General features: G+C 44.8%; 15 protein-coding genes. 7 read left to right on the top strand and 8 right to left on the bottom strand.

Annotation, left to right across the window (positions count from 1 at the left end; translation table 11 throughout):
• Positions 1-10: 10 nt before the first annotated feature.
• Positions 11-595 carry a TlpA family protein disulfide reductase gene (locus tag ACHA99_RS20185; protein WP_393944613.1) on the top strand — a complete coding sequence of 195 codons (585 nt, stop codon included), beginning with the start codon at positions 11-13 and terminating at the stop codon, positions 593-595.
• A 174-nt stretch (positions 596-769) separates the two neighbouring features.
• Entirely contained in the window at positions 770-1,348 is a 579-nt protein-coding gene (locus ACHA99_RS20190) for a nucleoside triphosphate pyrophosphohydrolase family protein (protein ID WP_393944615.1), read from the top strand.
• Between the two features lie 73 nt (positions 1,349-1,421).
• Here ACHA99_RS20190 and ACHA99_RS20195 read toward each other — a convergent pair whose 3' ends face one another.
• Complete coding sequence (locus ACHA99_RS20195) at positions 1,422-1,640, bottom strand: helix-turn-helix transcriptional regulator (protein ID WP_063883682.1); 219 nt, start codon at positions 1,638-1,640, stop codon at positions 1,422-1,424.
• Between the two features lie 2 nt (positions 1,641-1,642).
• Positions 1,643-2,161: a DUF2975 domain-containing protein gene (locus ACHA99_RS20200; protein ID WP_063883683.1), complete on the bottom strand. Its 519-nt coding sequence runs from the start codon at positions 2,159-2,161 to the stop codon at positions 1,643-1,645.
• 158 nt (positions 2,162-2,319) lie between these two features.
• On the opposite strand from ACHA99_RS20200, the gene ACHA99_RS20205 reads away from it, so the two are divergent.
• Positions 2,320-4,380, top strand: a complete 2,061-nt coding sequence (locus ACHA99_RS20205) for a S9 family peptidase (protein ID WP_393944618.1) — start codon at positions 2,320-2,322, stop codon at positions 4,378-4,380.
• A gap of 129 nt (positions 4,381-4,509) precedes the next feature.
• On the top strand, positions 4,510-4,797 hold the full coding sequence (locus tag ACHA99_RS20210) for a helix-hairpin-helix domain-containing protein (RefSeq protein WP_113939223.1): 288 nt from the start codon (positions 4,510-4,512) through the stop codon (positions 4,795-4,797).
• An 11-nt stretch (positions 4,798-4,808) separates the two neighbouring features.
• Here ACHA99_RS20210 and ACHA99_RS20215 read toward each other — a convergent pair whose 3' ends face one another.
• The 4 genes from ACHA99_RS20215 to ACHA99_RS20230 all read right to left on the bottom strand — a co-directional run bounded on the left by ACHA99_RS20215 (position 4,809) and on the right by ACHA99_RS20230 (position 8,735).
• On the bottom strand, positions 4,809-5,891 hold the full coding sequence (locus tag ACHA99_RS20215; protein WP_113939224.1) for an AI-2E family transporter: 1,083 nt from the start codon (positions 5,889-5,891) through the stop codon (positions 4,809-4,811).
• Between the two features lie 225 nt (positions 5,892-6,116).
• Positions 6,117-7,034: a redoxin family protein gene (locus tag ACHA99_RS20220; RefSeq protein ID WP_393944620.1), complete on the bottom strand. Its 918-nt coding sequence runs from the start codon at positions 7,032-7,034 to the stop codon at positions 6,117-6,119.
• A gap of 221 nt (positions 7,035-7,255) precedes the next feature.
• Positions 7,256-8,305: an NAD(P)H-dependent flavin oxidoreductase gene (locus ACHA99_RS20225; protein WP_393944622.1), complete on the bottom strand. Its 1,050-nt coding sequence runs from the start codon at positions 8,303-8,305 to the stop codon at positions 7,256-7,258.
• Positions 8,306-8,339: 34 nt separating this feature from the next.
• Entirely contained in the window at positions 8,340-8,735 is a 396-nt protein-coding gene (locus ACHA99_RS20230) for a VOC family protein (RefSeq protein ID WP_286993988.1), read from the bottom strand.
• 332 nt (positions 8,736-9,067) lie between these two features.
• Between ACHA99_RS20230 and torT the strand changes: the two genes are divergently transcribed.
• Positions 9,068-10,141 (top strand): TMAO reductase system periplasmic protein TorT, encoded by a 1,074-nt coding sequence (gene torT, locus ACHA99_RS20235; RefSeq protein WP_393944624.1) that lies wholly within the window; start codon positions 9,068-9,070, stop codon positions 10,139-10,141.
• Positions 10,142-10,147: 6 nt separating this feature from the next.
• Here torT and ubiA read toward each other — a convergent pair whose 3' ends face one another.
• A complete protein-coding gene (ubiA, locus tag ACHA99_RS20240) occupies positions 10,148-11,008 on the bottom strand; it encodes a 4-hydroxybenzoate octaprenyltransferase (protein WP_168827752.1) in 861 nt (286 codons plus the stop codon).
• Between the two features lie 138 nt (positions 11,009-11,146).
• On the bottom strand, positions 11,147-13,315 hold the full coding sequence (gene uvrD / locus ACHA99_RS20245) for a DNA helicase II (protein ID WP_263163726.1): 2,169 nt from the start codon (positions 13,313-13,315) through the stop codon (positions 11,147-11,149).
• A 504-nt stretch (positions 13,316-13,819) separates the two neighbouring features.
• Here uvrD and ACHA99_RS20250 point away from each other — a divergent pair.
• Complete coding sequence (locus ACHA99_RS20250) at positions 13,820-14,929, top strand: hypothetical protein (RefSeq protein ID WP_393944627.1); 1,110 nt, start codon at positions 13,820-13,822, stop codon at positions 14,927-14,929.
• A 523-nt stretch (positions 14,930-15,452) separates the two neighbouring features.
• Positions 15,453-16,652, top strand: coding sequence for a class I SAM-dependent methyltransferase (locus ACHA99_RS20255; protein WP_393944629.1), 1,200 nt, complete (start codon positions 15,453-15,455; stop codon positions 16,650-16,652).
• The last annotated feature ends 17 nt before the right edge of the window (positions 16,653-16,669 follow it).

Genomic DNA, 16,669 nt, shown 5'->3' on the forward strand with positions numbered 1-16,669 from the left:
GGATAACCATATGAAATTACACTATTTTCCATTTGTTCTACTCGCGTGTTTGGGTCTGTTTTCTAATAGCAGCTCAGCCCACTCACTAGACAATAAACTCTACAGTACTGGAGAGCCCCTCCCTAAGCCCCTTGTGATGACTGGTTTTATAGAAATGCAGCACGCACGCGGCGTACCAGAAGTTCCCTTTATTGATGAATCAGGACAAACCCAAACCCTAAAACAGCACCAAGGGAAATTAGTTTTAGTCAATCTTTGGGCAACCTGGTGCGCCCCCTGTTTAAGGGAAATTCCAGAACTCCAAAAACTTAAGCAGCAGTATCAAGGGAAGAATATCGCCATCATTCCAATCTCTATCGATGAAGAATCTAAAGATGTACGCCCTTTTCTTAACCAACATGGCTTTAGCGGCTATACCACTTGGCTTGACCCAGAGCAAAACATAGAACAAATCATTCCTGCGAATGTCGTACCCGCCAGTTATATTTTTGATGCTAAAGGTAATCTTGTCGGTTTTGTGCGGGGATATCTCGATTGGGCTGATAAAGACGTTGGCCCTTATCTTGATCAACTGATTGCAAAATACGGCCAATAATCACCAAGTAACACAGACTCACAATATATTTCTCCATTCGGTCATCCGCCAAAATTTGCCGAAACCCGCTGCCGCCTATTTGGCTGCGGGTATTTTTATCTCTACCCCATCTTTGTATTCTGCGACGCATTTCTTTAAAATTGCCGCCAAACTCTTTATTTCAAGGCAAATCAGATGAAACTCACCCGCTTAACTCAACCTATTTATGACCACTTATATCGTAATATCAGTGAGTTTCGTAGCACCTTCGACTTGCCCGTTAATGATGTTGATTCTTTAGATGACAAGGCCGACACCTTACATACTTCACTGATTATTGAGGAGTTAACTGAACTTGCAGAAGCCGATAGCCGTATCGAACAGGCCGATGCCATAGTCGATTCTGTATACGTGTTAATGGGCCGTTTAGTGCACTTAGGCGCGCAAGCAATGACGGATAGGCTCGAAATCAGTTACCTGATTGACTTGTTGCTTTGCGTGGCTCAAAACCGTGAAATCGACTTTATTAGCTGCTGGGATGAAGTCCACTCGAGCAATATGAGTAAAGTGTGCCGTAACGAGCAAGAACTGGCCGAGACCATTGCCTTCTATGCCAAGCAAGGTGTTGAAATTGTCGGTAGTCAGCAAGGTGATTTCATCATAGCGAAATGCGCTAAAGATGTGGAAATGGCAGGTAAAGTGGTTCGCCAAGGTAAGGTACTAAAATCGGTTTACTACCGCCCAGCGGATCTGACAACACTGGTTAAAGCCTAACCACGGCAAGCCTAGGATAGCACTTAACTAAGTGCGTCCTAGGATGTGTTGAACAAGACTAAAACGGCAGAACTCAGTCCGATGTATCACTCTTACGATATTCTAAAATATCCCCAGGCTGACACGACAGGTACTCACAAATACTCGCCAGTGTTTCAAAACGCACGCCTTTCACCTTGCCGCGTTTTAGCAGGGATAAATTCGCTTCGGTAATGCCAACCGCTTTGGCAAGCTCCTTAGAACTCACCTTCCGTATCGCCATCATGACGTCTAAATTAACGATAATGTCCAAAATTACACAAACTCTTTGTTTTCTGCCTCAAAATCTCGGGCAGCTTTAAGCAAATAAACAATCAGCAACATCAATAAAATCGTGGTGATATTGCCAAAATCGAGCGCCAAGTCGATACGGGTATCCTCAAAAAGCGACTTGTGATAGTAACCTACGCCTAAGGTTTGCAGTATCTCTATCACTAAGGCGGCAACCTTAAGCCAAACCAACCACAGATAACAATGCATACTTTCGTCGCTAAAAAACAAGCCGTCTTGATAGTAGGCTAATAATTTTTGCAGCCAATAAACACCCAGTAAAAACGTGATAAACAATGGACTTAACATTAACAGCAACAAGGTTTGACTCGCATCAGGCGATACCCATAGCGCTTGGAACAATCCATTATTCGATCCAAAACGTATCTCATCATGGACTAAGTAGCTATAACCCAGATACACCACCACAATCGTAGCGGCCAACAAAATCACCCACCGGAAAAATGCACTGATTTTTATTAACTTTTCTATGTTTTTATTCATCACTCAATCCTAAATTTAATCCAATCCCAGTGCTCTTTAACCTTGGCTAGTATACTCGTTCGGTAAAATATATTGCAAAAAAATATAATTTTATTGTTTTACGATAATTAATTTTCGTATTAACATGATGTCACTTCTAACAACTCAAGGTTACAACAATGCGATTATCCTCCTTCACAAGCCAGTTATGCAGTGCTGCTATTGCCGCTATGCTACTCGCAAGCTGTTCAACCTCAACCACTGAGCAAAAAGCCAATACGGATAGGCTTAACAGCCAGCAAGCCCAAGTGCCGCTCATTCCCATCGAAGATTTTTTCAATGAGCAAAATATTCACCATTTAAAAATGTCCGCCGACGGTAAATGGTTAGCCTTCACAAAGGAATACCAAGGTGCGAGCAATATTTATGTAATGGCGGATAAAAGCGATCTTGCAAGTGCGACACTCTTAACGCAGTCCATTGAACCTATTAAAGAATTTGAATGGTCATCAAACAGTAACGAACTCTTTTTTATGAAAGATAAAGGGGGGAATGAAAACACCCAAATTTTTAAACTCAGCTTTGAAACTCCCCAAGGCAAAATAGCGCCAAAAGAGCAGCAACTCACGCACAATGACAAGGTGAAATACAGCGTCATGGAACAGCCCAAGGATAACCCTGAGCAGCTGGTTGTGATGGCGAACCACGATGAATCGAGTCGGATGGATATCTATTGGCTCAACACCCATGATGGCAAGCTAACGCCTATTTTTGAAAACAACTTAAACTTGGTGCAAATGAAGTTTAACAAACAAGGGCATCCCGTTATTGGCAGTAGCACCAATCTAGATAACAGCTATAGCCTCTACACACTCATTGATGGCACTTGGCGTAAAATAATCCACACAGCTAAGGGTGAAAGCATTGATATCTTAAAAGTAAACGATGCGAAAAAACTCGCCTATATCAGTGCCAACATCGGTGAGCGGGATAAACAACAACTGCTCAAAGTTGATCTTATGACGGGAAAATATGAAACCTTACATAAAGATCCTAACGATGAAGCGGATGTTTATCAGGTATTGTTTAACGATGCTGGTGAACCTTTAGCCATTTCCTATTACGGCGGGCGCTTAAGAACCTATCCACTTGATACTGAGTTTGCTAAGCACTGGGATGTGATCAATAAGCATTTTAATCAAGATGTTGAAATAACCATTACCGAACGTAACGAGAAAAATAATCTCTGGCAGATCAACGTCGCGAGCGATAGGGCATCGAGCTTAGATTACCAATACAATGCCATTAATGGTGATATCCACTTACTCGCGGATATTCCTCCAAGTATACAAGCAGAACTGCTATCACCCAGACAATCCCTAGTCTATACCGCAAGGGATGGTGTAAAAATTCAGGCTTATTTGACATTACCAAAGGGAAACCAGCGCAATTTACCCACCATCATTCTACCCCATGGCGGCCCTTGGGCTCGGGACTACTGGGCGCTAGACTCGGGTTACTTCCATGCGATTGCTCAGTTCTATGCCAACCGTGGTTATGCCGTGTTACAGCCAAACTTTCGCGCATCGACAGGATTTGGCAAACACTTCCTCAACTTAGGCAATAACAATTGGGGCACTGGCAGTATGCAAGATGACCTGACTGATGGTGCAAATTACTTGGTTGAACAAGGGATTGCGGATAAAAATCGCTTGGGGATCTTTGGCGCATCTTACGGTGGTTATGCGGCTTTATCCGGCGCGACTTTTACGCCAGATCTTTACCAAGCTGTGATCGCCTATGTGGGGCCGTCAAGCTTAGTCACGCTAATGGCGTCTTTCCCCGATTACTGGCGCCCCTATTTAGGTCAATGGTTTGAATCGGTGGGAGACCCGTTAATTCCTGAACAAAAACAAGATATGGAGAACCGCTCCCCAATTAATTTTGTCGATAACATAAAAGCACCGCTGATGCTTATCCAAGGAGCGAATGATCCGCGAGTGACTCAAGTTGAATCAGATAATATTGCGAAAAAAATGTACCAAAAATCGTTACCCGTTGAATACTTACTCGCCAAAGATGAAGGTCATGGATTTATCAAACGTGCCAACAAGCTCGCCTCGATAATTGCGACTGAACGTTTCTTTGGTAAGTACTTAGGCGGAAAAGTGGATAATAATGTCAATCCAGCTTTGCTTGAACATCTTAATAGCTTAAATGTTGATATAGAAAAACTGTAACCTTAATAAAGCGTTAGAAGTGCAATACAGATTTTGCCAAGGAAGGCGAAATATCTTAACAGGCTAACGCGGTTAACTGTGGGCCAATAGGCTAATCTATCAAGTATGACTACACCCCAAGAGATAAAAATGAATCCAGCAAAAGTCGTGCGTGCCGAGGTTAAGCAATTGACTGATTTACCAAATATTGGCAAAGCCTGTGCGGCGGATTTACGTTTGCTTGGCATAGATAAGCCTGAGCAGTTGTTAGATAGAAACCCCTACGAGCTGTATCAAACGCTGTGCGACAAAACGGGCCAGAGACACGACCCCTGCATGCTCGATGTGTTTATCTCCATCACTCGTTTTATGGCAGGTGAAGATGCTAAACCTTGGTGGTTTTACACCGATGAGCGCAAAAATACCTTAGAGAAATGAAGCTTTAGCGACTATCTATCTGCCTGTTTATCCAATGGTATCGTTTCGGGCTCTTCCCTTAACCACTCACGCCAAATGGCCACCAGCAGGGCCATCAATACTGGACCAACAAACAAACCGACAAAACCCATGGTTTTTACGCCGCCGATCAGACCGAAAAAAGTCGGTAAGAAAGGCAATTTAATCGGCCCACCGACAAGATTGGGCCGCAGGGTTTTATCAACAATAAACAACTCTATGCTGCCCCAAAGAAACAAACCGACACCCGCCGTCATATCGCCTGTGCCGACAAGATAGAGTGAAATCAAGGTAAACATGGTTGGCGCCCCCCCGGGAACCAAGGCCATAAAGGCGGTTAACACCCCAAAAGCCACGGCCGAAGGTACTCCCGCAATCCAATAGGCAATCCCCAGCACTATGCCCTCACCAATTGCGATAAGCGTCATACCTATCACGGTAGAACTGACTGTTGCAGGCACCACACGGGAAAAACTATGCCAGCGAGCAGGCAGCACTCGCTCACCCACGATATCCAACTGTTTAGCCACTTGCGGACCATCTTTATAGAGGAAAAACAAAGTGATCAGCATAAAAAGTAAGGTCAACAACAACCCTAAAGTATTCCAACCCAATTGCAGCACCCAACGGGAAATGCCACTCAAATTCTGGCCACTAATGGCACTGATAATTTGGCCTAATTCATGGGGTTCACCAATAAACTGCTGCCATTGCAGGGTTAACCATTCGCCCATCCAAGGCAAGTCTTTGATCCACAAGGGCACGGGCGAACCATGTTGGTTAGTAAACACCAACCAATCAACCCAAGTTCTAATCTCTTGTAACGCATAGGAAAATACAAACACCAGCGGAATAATCAGCCCGAGCACAATACAACACAGGGCAATGGTTGCCGCCAACGCCGAGCGACCACCGCATTTTGCCAATAGTTTTTGATAGAGAGGCCAACTTGAAAAACACACAATCAATGCAGCTAAGGCGGGCACTAAAAAATCGATAAAAAAGAATACGCCAGCACACAAGAGCAAAACCAACAAACTACGGCCAATAGCGGCATTACTGAAAATCGGCGTCATAGTGCTAAAACCCCCCACAATAAAATTCAACGATAAAATGGAAAACACTCTGCATCACACCAAACAAGGTTAATGCTTAACCAACTCGTTCTACGAATCAGTTTATTGCGCAGTGCTTCCCATGGGCAATGACTTTAACACCGAATATTGAGCTGTGTATCTATTCAATCTTTGAAGACAAAAGGCCTTTGGATATCTATCAAAGGCCCAACATTTGGAATGAGCTTATTGAGCCGAAAGTTGCTCAACTACTTTCTCTGGCTGGCTAAAATCAGTAATACGCTGAATAACTTTACCATCCTTAACCCACAGTAAAGTAGGAATATTGCGGATTTTAAAATGATTAAATAACACACCTAATTCATCGATACTAAAATCGACTTGAGTTTGATAAAGCTGCTTAAAATCTTCGAGCGCTTTATCGTCTGTCCACAAATGATTGACCACACCGTGCCACGATTTATTAGGCACTTTTTGCGCGAGATTATTTAAACCTTTTTGAACGGCAATACACTCTTTCGACATTTCTGGGCGGCTATCAGCCAAATACCAATCACACCATGTTGCGGTAAAAAAAAGTAAATGCTCACCTTGTTCCCAAGGTTTCAGTAACTTAGCTGTTTGTTCGGCACTGGGTGCCTCCGTTGTCTGCGCAGTCAACTCTTGGCCATTCGCCAACATATCGATAAATTTATCTAAATTGGCATCAGACTCATGGCTAGTGTAAACCACATCACCAGCACGATTGATTAATACACTATAGGGTGTGCCGACCAAACCTAAAGCCACACCCAGCTCGCCTTCATTATCCAACCACACGGGCATAGTGAGCCCGAAACGTGCGATAACATCAGCAATCTTAGGCTGCTCTTCATTAATATTGATGTTCACCGCGATGATATTAATCTTGTCCTGATATTTCTTCTGCAGGACTTCAAAATGCGGCATTTGCTCCATACAAGGTTGGCACCAGGTTGCCCAAAACTTTAGGTATATCGGCTTGTCACCCGCAACACTGGCTAAAGTCACTTGCTGCTGATCTGGATAGGTTTTAAGTGCGATATCTTGATAGGTTTTATTGCCAGCAAACGTAGCAAAACTCATAACGGCAAGGCACATAACAATGATTTTACGTAACAACATATTGTTTTCCTTAAATCTATAGAACACTCGCACCCACGACTATAGGGCTAGTGATTTGCAGCCATTTGTACAGAAAAAACATAATTTAAAAGAAGCGGCAGTCTAACCACAAACCAACCTTTAAACGACGAGTATAAACTAACAAGCCGCTAATTTAGCCATATTAAATGTAAGCCTTGATGAGCATACCAATGAGTATTAATAACCTATCCAACAATATCTTAGACCATCAAACCTAACGCCAATTGCCTCGTCAGCTCTGCGGCGGGAATAGCCTGACAACCTGTTGCATTTTGGCCGCACCAAAGTGGGCTAAAATCACCAAATCCTTGTTGTTCAGCGGCGCTTCGCAATACTGCGACGGCACTTGAGGCGAGCGGAAAATCCGGTGCGGCATTATTGATGGGACCAAGCTCTGCCATAAAACGATTCATAATTCCACGGGCGGGTCGACCAGTGAATAAGTTAGTCAGAGCCGTATGCTGCGCGGCCTCACTTTGCAGGGCGGCACGGTGAATATCACTGGTGGTACATTCGGGACAGAGTAAGTATGCCGTCCCCACTTGCACCGCTGAGGCGCCCATCGCCATAGCGGCGCGCACAATCTTGGCATCGACTATGCCACCCGCTGCAATCACAGGAATATCAACGGCGGCAATGATTTGCGGCAATAGACTAAAAGTGCCTAATTGCTCGGTTAAATCATCGGATAAAAAATGCCCCCTGTGACCTCCGGCCTCTAAACCCTGCGCAATAATGGCATCCGCACCACGCGCTTCAAGCCATAGGGCTTCTTCTACAGTTGTCGCTGTCGAAATGATTTTTGAACCCCAAGACTTTATCTCCAGCAACAAATCTTCATTCGGTAAGCCAAAATGAAAACTCACCACCTCAGGTTTAAATTTAGCTAACACTGCAGCCTGGGTGCTGGTATATGGCGCGCGTTGTGCCCCCACGGTTTGGCTATCAGGATTGACACCCAACTCAGAAAAATAAGGCGCGAGTTGATTAAGCCATGCGGCTTGTTTCGCTGCTTGCGGTTCAGGTTCGTGATGACAAAAGAAGTTTACATTGATGGGCTTAGTCGTCTGGGTGCGAATATGTGTCAAGGCGGTATCTAAGGCTTCGAGGGATAACATGGCGCAGGGCAAAGATCCCAACGCCCCCGCTTGCGACACGGCTATCGCTAAGGCACTGCCCTGAACACCCGCCATCGGCGCTTGAATAATCGGTAATTCGATTCCAAATAATCGGGTTAACTGACACGGCATACATCACCTCCTTTGACTTGTTCTCACTTGATGCTCAATCCTGATATGGCCCCGCGGCTAAACGCTGGGAGATCCACCACAGATTGCCCACGGGATCCCGCACTCCACCTTGGCGATCGCCATAGGGCATATTCGCCACTTCCATCACTAATTCACCCGCAGAGGCGAGTGCCTGAGCCACCGTTTTATCAGCATTTTCCACATATAAATAATAGGATGCGGGCATAGGCGTAAAAGCTTCACTCGCCTCACTCAACATAAATAAACAGTCGCCGATTTGCATCTGTGCATTAGCTATTTTGCCATCAGCCCGACGGGAAATATGTAGCGCTTTAGCATCAAAGGCTTGCTGTAAAAAAACCACTAAACTATCGGCATCAGCGATCATCATATACGGGCTAACCCGTGCAAATCCTGACGGAATAAACATAACGATTCCTTGTTACCTAAGCATGAAATTGATCATAAAAAACCACTATTAGCCAATGACTATAGACTAAGCACTATGGCGAAAACCAGCAGTGGCAATTAAGCCTTAAGCGTGAAATGTAAACTTAAGCATTCAGTGAACAAGTCAAAGCGTAAAGCCTGCTAATGTAATACACCCCTACAATTTCAACCACTCTGCAGCCCATCATAAAAGTGCCATAACACTTCATGGCACTTGTTATTAAGAATAAATCAGCTTTATTTAGCATCGACTTAGCAACTATGGATCATTCATCTATGCTTAATCTATTGTTAACTTAACATGATGATCCTATGCACTTTACTGCATTCTTCGCTTACTCCCTCAGGATTTGCCTCACCTTAATCCTCTATAGTTTCGCCTTTGCAGTGCAGGCAACTTGGTATCCCGCCGATGTGATTGCTGATGGCAAAAAAACGACATACACACCACTCACTCAAGCCAAAAAAGCATGGCGGATCTGCGCCTTACTTCCCCATGGTAAAGACCAATATTGGTGGGGCGTCGCCTTTGGGTTATCGCAGGAAGCCGAACGTCAAGGTGTAACTCTCGGCATTTATGATGCTGGAGGATATGACAATATTGAGCAACAAAAACAACAACTCTATGATTGCCAAGCCCTCAAAGCTCAAGCCTATATTATTGCTGCGAATACGGCTGACGGACTGATTGCGGATATCGAACAACTCTCTGCTGCGGGCATTCCTGTTATTGATTTAGTGAATGGTATCGCGACCGACAAACTCACGAGTCGCTCTTTAGTCAGCTTTGAAGATATGTCTGCGGCAGCGATTGAGTATATTGCATCGCAGCAACGAGACCCTGTCGATAAAGCGCCAGTGAAACTTAAAGTTGCTTGGTTTCCAGGGCCTAAGGATGCCTCTTGGGTTATGGCGGCGGAACAAGGATTTAGGCGGGCGGCAGCTAAACAAGAGTTCGACACAATTGAAGGAGGGTTTGGCACTACGGAGTTATTTATTCAAGCTGATTTAGTGCGAAAAGTGCTTACTAAACAAAGTGTAGATTATGTAATCGCCAATGCAGTTGCCGCCACTTTCGCGGCGCGCTATTTAGACGGGCGTAGGAATAAAACGGGAAAAGTCATCGCATTCTACTCGAATGCACAGACCATAGAATTAGTGCAGAAAAAACAGTTACTCGCGACGGTCAGCGACTCACCAGTATTGCAGGCTCGGATTGCCATCGATCTCGCGGTGCGCGCACTCGAAGGTGCGCCTTATCCCCACAGAGTGAGCCCAGTTATCAAGGTCATCTCCCAAGACAACATCCACCAGATTGATTTAGAACAAATACTAGCGCCACAGAATCAGTGGATGATCCATCAGGATCTTCCACAACAAAAATGATGCTCACTAAACTAAATAATCGGCGCCAAGCCCAACAAATAATGCGAGTCCTGCCCAATTGTTATTGAGAAATGCTTTAAAACAAGGGGCTCGTTCGCGATCAAAGATCAGCATTTGCTGGTAAGTACTAAAGCCGACAAAAGTCAGTAAACCTAGGCCATAGAGTAAACCACGATCGGCGCTCCAACCGGCGGCGATAAAACAAGCCAGCGCAGCAAGCTGAAATAGCCCTATGATTTGGCGGTCATATTTACCGAACAAAATTGCAGTGGATTTAATGCCCACCTTTAAATCATCATCCCTATCGACCATGGCATACATGGTATCGTAGGCGACAGTCCAAAACCAATTGGCCGCAAATAACCACCAAGCCTCGATGGGTACTTCACCCGTCTGCGCGGCGTAAGCCATAGGGATAGACCAACTCCACACCACGCCTAGAAACATCTGTGGCATATTGGTGATGCGTTTAGTGAAGGGATAAATAATCGTGAGGATAATACCAACAACGGACAATTTAACCACTAATCCATTGAGTAATAAGACTAAACCAAAAGCAGATAAACCTAAAACGACGAACAGTATCAAGGCTTCTTTAGTGCTGATTTCGCCACTGGCCAGCGGCCGAGATTTAGTGCGTTCCACAAAAGAGTCGAGATCGCGATCGGCATAGTCGTTAATAATGCAGCCACAGGCACGCATGATCACCACGCCAATAATAAAGATGATCAATACCTTAAGATCGGGCATACCACCCGCCGCTAACATCAGCGCCATCAAGCATGGCCACATCAGCAATAGCGTACCTATGGGACGGTCGATTCGAGTAAGACGGGAATACACATCCCACTTCTGCTTTAAATTCATTAACTAGGTACTCCCAATACCCTCAAGTTTCCAATCGGTTTCAGGATTAGCATCATATACCCATGCTTCTCCCGATGCGAATTTACGCCCTGAAAGCGTGTCATAAAAAGCTGACATTCATTGCGTTCAGGGCTGGTATTAAAGCGCCTCTAACCGAGCGTAAGCCACCACTAACCACTTGCTGCCAAAGTCAGTAAAGCTCACTTGTACTCGCCCTTGGGCACCGCTGCCCTCAAAGTTGGTCACTTTACCTTCACCAAATTTAGGGTGATTGACTCGTTGGCCGACGTTAAAGCCTGTATCGTTTGTCGCAGCCGATTTTGGGGCGCTAAAACGATTATTCGCCATTGGGGTTGAAACCTGCGCCTTGAGGCGGATTTCATCCACATATTGCGGCGGGATCTCTTTGATAAAACGCGACGGCCGAGCGTAATCTTCGCGGCCATAAATGCGCCGCGATTCCGCATAAGTAATGTAGAGTTTTTCCATGGCGCGGGTCATGCCGACATAGCAGAGACGGCGTTCTTCATCGAGTCTATCGCCCTCTTCAAGCGCCATTTTACTCGGGAAAATCCCTTCTTCGACACCCGCCATAAACACCATAGTGAACTCTAACCCTTTGGCAGAATGCAGCGTCATTAGCTGCACCGCATCGGTAAAGGCATCGGCTTGGCCCTCGCCCGCTTCGAGCGCCGCGTGGGATAGGAAACCGTTAAGTTCGCCCATGTCCTCCAGCTCTTCTGGCAGCTCAAAAGTACGCGCCGCCGTGACGAGTTCTTCTAAGTTTTCGATTCTAGCGTGGGCTTTTTCGCCCTTTTCGGCTTCATACATGGCCTTAAGGCCCGACGCTTGGATCACTGTATCGGCCATGCGATACAGCACCATATCTTGGGTGTCTTCACGCAATGTCATGATTAAATCCATGAAACCACGCACAGAATTTGCTGCGCGGCCCGCGAGCACTTTCTCGTCGAGTAAACGCACACTCGCCTGCCACAGGGTTAACTCATGCTGGCGCGCGGTGGAGCGCAAAATATCTAAAGTACGATCGCCAATGCCACGGGGCGGCGTGTTAACTACACGCTCAAACGCAGCATCGTCGTCTTTGTTATTAATTAGCCGCAGGTAACCCATGGCATCTTTAATTTCTTGGCGTTCGAAGAAGCGTAAACCGCCGTAGATACGATAGGCTAAACCTTTGTGTAATAAGGCTTCTTCCAATACCCGCGATTGAGCGTTAGAACGATATAAAATCGCACAATCACTGAGGTTGCCGCCCTTTTCGTGCCAATCATTAATTCGACCGACGATAAAGCGCGCCTCGTCCATTTCATTAAAGGCGCAATAGAGCGAAATCGGATCGCCATCGGCTTCATCCGTCCACAACTCTTTGCCCATACGTTCTGGGTTATTGGCGATTAAGGCGTTGGACGCTTTAAGAATATTGCCCTTCGAGCGATAGTTTTGTTCGAGGCGAATCGTGGTCGCCGTCGGAAAATCTTTTAAGAATCTATGTAGGTTTTCAACCTGAGCACCACGCCAACCGTAAATCGATTGGTCGTCATCACCGACTATCATCACATTGGCAGTTTGACCAGCAAGCACACGGATCCACGCATATTGGATCGCGTTGGTATCTTGGAACTCGTCCACCAAAATATGCTTAAATCTGTCTTGATAATGGGCCAACAAGTGCGGTTTATTGAGCCATAACTCATGGGCACGTAATAGGATTTCGGCAAAATCGACTAAACCCGCGCGGTCACAGGACTCTTGGTAAACCTGATAGATTTTTAACAGATTTTGCTCAAGCGGAAAACCGCCCGCATCGATATGTTTAGGACGTAATCCTTGGTCTTTTTTACCATTGATATAACCCTGAGCTTGGCGTGGAGGATATTGTTTCTCATCCAAATTCAGGCTTTTAAGAATACGTTTGATCAAACGTACTTGATCGTCTGAATCGAGGATTTGGAAGCTTTGCGGTAAACCCGCATCTTGGAAGTGAGTGCGTAACAAGCGATGCGCCAAGCCGTGGAAAGTCCCAATCCACATGCGGCCCATATTGGTGCCAGCGACTTTTTCAACTCGCTCGCGCATCTCAGCCGCAGCTTTATTGGTAAACGTCACCGCAAGAATCGAGTAAGGACTCTGCTGTTCAACCTGCATCAGCCACGCAATGCGGTGGGTCAACACCCGAGTTTTACCACTGCCCGCGCCCGCCAACACTAACATGCTAGATTGCGGTGCCGCGACAGCCTCGCGCTGCTTATCATTCAGGCCGTCTAGTAAAGAAGATACGTCCATTCTCGCCTCCAAAAAATCGAGGAGGCATTATAACAGAAGAAAACCCGCCTGCGCGCTTGATCCACAATACAAGAGCCACTAGACGAGAACCATAGGACGAATGACAAGTTGCCGCATCTTACTTTGCAATGGCGTCATAATGACTAAATTAATTAAGCACTGTCATTCCAGTGACTCGCCATTAACTCATCCCTGAGGGCTCGACGACGACATCCATGCCGTCAACGGTCACTTCCATGACAGTGCTTAATCCTATTAACCTTTGCGTATCTCTGCTAGCCAGCAAAGGATGATAAAGCTAAAACGATATCAAGTGATTACCCATCAAACTGTATAAAAAACCGCTACCGCAAAATAGCAGATTCCTATAGCATCATTTATATCAATTGACATGGATGTGCCACGACACAGCGACCAAGTCCAACAAACGATTTATGCCCTGCAAACAGCGCAGCGCATAAATACTAAGACGTTAGGCAAATAAGAAAGGAGTGTATTTCATAGATGAGCATTATTTCATCTTTTAACAATCTGGATAAGAGGTTTGCATGGTCGTTTTTAGGATTCATGCTGGCTGCAATTTTCGGTAGCCTAACAATTTATACTGAATTTTTTCGTGTAAATAATCCAGAGCTTATTATTGAGGTATTAAACGATACCAACGTTCTTGATGTTAAAGAGGATGTTAACGAGTTAAAGGTATTCTATGGAGACGTAGATATAAAAAGCTTGAACCAGACTTTATCAGTTCTATTTTTGAGAATTAAGAATGATGGTGGAGCTCCTATACTTAATGGATATTACGATGATAAATACCCTCTAAACTTAACAATCAAAGAAGGGAAGTTTTTAAAGTCTGAACAAATTAGCTCAACCAATGATTATTTAAAGTCTTCTGCTTTACCTAGTATTGATACGGAAAAAATTATATTACTTCCCCAGATTATCCTTGAGGAGGGTGAGAGTTATACGATAAAGATATTAGCTTTACATTTAGCAGGCTCAGATGTTGAGCTTGAGATCTTTGGGAAGATAGCTGGAATAAGGGAGATTAGGCTTTCAAAATATATAGATTCTGAAGAGGATGTTTCTTTTTGGGATAATGTATTTGTTGGGAATGTCTTTGTACACCTAGCTCGCCTACCCATCTACTTTTTTGGATTCCTATTCTCAATAGTTTTACTGATAGCTCCAATCGCTATTGCCTCAGATTTTTTTTCGAAGCGAAAACGTAGAAAAATTATTAAACAATATAAGTTATACATTAAAGAGGAAATTACAGAAAAACATGAGTTTTTGTTTAAATCTTATGTCGATGAAGGATTAACTCCAATAGCTAAAGCGAAAGAAACACTTTCTGACAATGAAAAACTAAAGAAAGTTGTTCGTAAAGGTATTAACCCAGTTCTGCAACCACCAGAGGTGTATTCGGATAGGCATGATGGGAAACACCCTCGCTATCATAGAGACGTTTATAGTAGAAATACGATACTAATGCTTTTAAAAGGAATAGATGGTTTTACCAAAGATGAACACGGTGAAATTATAGCAACCACTCATGCAGAGAATCTTCTGGGTAAATTTATTGACTTTGTTGTTATAAAAGAAAGCTAAATACCTAATAAGAAACGGATGAAACAGGACATCCACAACTCTTTAATGCTTTAAGTGACCAATCAGACAACTCAAAAATCGACGGAATACGCATCCCCTCGGAGTTGCCGCAGGGCGAATAGACAAATTGCGTGAGTCTCGCCATGGATGGCGAGCTAGCTTTCGCAGGTGCAGGGACGCATCCTTCGGAAGCGATAGCAAATTTGGCAATGAGCACAAGGGGCTTTCAACTCCGTTGGGGGCGTCATGGAGCATCCAAGGAGGATAGGACGAGCAGTCCTCCTTGGTCGGGTGTGGGGTGAAGCCCCACGATGTTGACTTTGACTTTGATTAAATAATTCAAACAAGAGTTGGGACAAAATCCCGCTTGCCAAAAACCTACACGAGATTACGAATTTCAACAGATAGATCAGCAGCGGAGCTCTGCCCCAAACCCCTTCTCGATGAGAATAACTTTAGGTAGCGGCGGATCGCGGTTAGAATACTCACCCTGTTTTTCTTGGTTACTTTTTCGGAAACAATAATGTCCCATTCAGCGCTTAATTCTTTTGATGATTTTTACCAGCTTTTGGCTGACAGCTTGGCGAAGAATAGTCTGATCAAACTATTGTTGAGTAAGTACCGAGGAGCAGATAAAAGCTTGCAGCGCATTACGATTCGGCCGATCAGTTTGCAGAATGAACCTATGCTGTCGTTTGTGTATCAACACCAGACGAATCACATCACTAAAAACCTGAGTTATGACGAAGGGTTAGCCAGCATAAAACTGTTACTCGGTAGCGATTTTAAAAGTGCCCACTTAGCTACGGCGCAGGCAGAAGTTCAACTTGAGATCAGCAAAAAAGGCAAAGTCCAAATCAGCACACATAACGTTAAACAAGCCGTCGCGGCGCCCTTAGAACATGACCGTGAGAAAAAGCGTTTTGTGGATATTGAACGTCCCTTCCTGACCAAGCTCGGGGTGACGGACAGCCAACATAATCTTATCCCTGCGATGTCGCGTAAATGGAAGCAAATCAATAAATTTATTGAGGTTTTTAGCCAAGCGCTCGAAGCCTCACTCCACAAGAATGACCAACCAATCAATGTGGTCGATTTTGGTTCAGGTAAAGGTTATCTCACCTTTGCAATCCATGATTACCTTCGCCACAGCCTTCACAATGATGCGCAAGTGACTGGGGTGGAATTACGCCAAGCCTTGGCCGATTTATGTAATGAAACAGCGGCTACGCTGGATCATCAAGGATTGTCATTTGTCTGCGGCGATGTGAGAACCCACGCGCCTAAGCAAACCGATGTGATGATCGCGCTGCACGCCTGCGATATCGCCACTGACTATGCGATTCATTATGGTATTCGCGCCAATGCCGACATCATTATGTGTTCGCCTTGCTGCCATAAACAAATTCGCCCGCAGATGCACAGCCCAGAGTTGTTTAAACCTATGCTGCAATATGGGGTGCATATGGGCCAACAGGCTGAAATGGTGACGGATTCATTACGTGCGCTATTTTTGGAGGCCAATGGTTATGCGACTAAGGTGTTTGAATTTATCAGCCTAGAACATACCAATAAAAATAAGATGATTTTGGCCGTTAAAAAGCCACAAAATAATCAGAAAGACAGCGCCGCAATCCTCGCGCAAATTGCTGACATCAAAGCCTATTACGGGATCAAGGAACATTGCTTAGAAACCTTGCTCGCGCAAACCCAAGCCGATTAACGGCCGGCGGTTTGCCA

It is taken from the genome of Shewanella sp. S23-S33 (assembly GCF_043359565.1).
GTDB lineage: Bacteria > Pseudomonadota > Gammaproteobacteria > Enterobacterales > Shewanellaceae > Shewanella > Shewanella oncorhynchi.